The sequence below is a fragment of the Pediococcus ethanolidurans genome (assembly GCF_001437405.1).
Lineage (GTDB): Bacteria > Bacillota > Bacilli > Lactobacillales > Lactobacillaceae > Pediococcus > Pediococcus ethanolidurans.
In genome coordinates this window covers 1-798 of sequence record NZ_JQBY01000059.1, presented here as the reverse complement: position 1 = coordinate 798, position 798 = coordinate 1, and the positions used below count along the sequence as shown (strand labels likewise).

Below are 798 nucleotides of genomic sequence, written 5' to 3'. Positions count from 1 at the left end.
GCATTAGTTCTTTTTTTATGAATATTTCAGGATCAAATTAATTGTACAAAAAAAGCGAAGCACTAAGCCTCGCTTTTTTAAAACTATTAACGACGTAAACCTAATGATTCAATTAAATCACGGTAACGTTGAATGTCTGTTCGACGTAAGTAAGCCAACAAATTACGCCGATGACCAATCTTCTTCATCAAACCACGTTGTGAATGAAAGTCTTTCTTATGAACGCTTAAATGCTGATTAATTTCATTAATATCTGCAGTTAAAACAGCGACTTGGACTTCTGTAGAACCTGTATCGCCATCATGACGCGCATACTTCTTGATGATTTCATTTTTCTTTTCTTGTGAAATTGCCATTATTTTCACCCCTTTTTTATATTGCCCGAAACTGGGTTAATCGTTGGTGATTCGATAAACCAAGTATGGGTTCGTGCTCAATGCACAAAGTATATCTTACCTAATTTTCTCATAAAACACAAGTCTAAGTTCTTCTTCTGCTCTAAAGGTTGAAAGTATCAAAATCACTTCAATAACTGATGTCAAACGACTTAACCTATAAAAATAGTCTAAAATGCCGTCTTCCAGCAAATTTGGGCTGGAACGTAGTGGGCACGACTTAGAGCCGAAAGTCACGTCTCCAAGATCGGCCTTTATCTAAGCGAAGACCGCTAAGATAAACGACACTACTGAGCCCATTTGCTTCCAGACTGAGTCTAATCTTTGTAATCAATACACTGATATAATAATTATGATATTAGTGTTACTGATCATTATTGAAGCATCAAACGTTCTTAGTCCG

Annotated in this window: 1 protein-coding gene; it reads right to left on the bottom strand. The window is 36.1% G+C overall.

The window, feature by feature from the left end:
* Positions 1-86 precede the first annotated feature (86 nt).
* The gene (gene rpsO / locus IV87_RS10795) at positions 87-356 is read right to left on the bottom strand and encodes a 30S ribosomal protein S15 (RefSeq protein WP_057808147.1); all 270 of its coding nucleotides are present in this window, start codon (positions 354-356) and stop codon (positions 87-89) included.
* Positions 357-798: the final 442 nt, after the last annotated feature.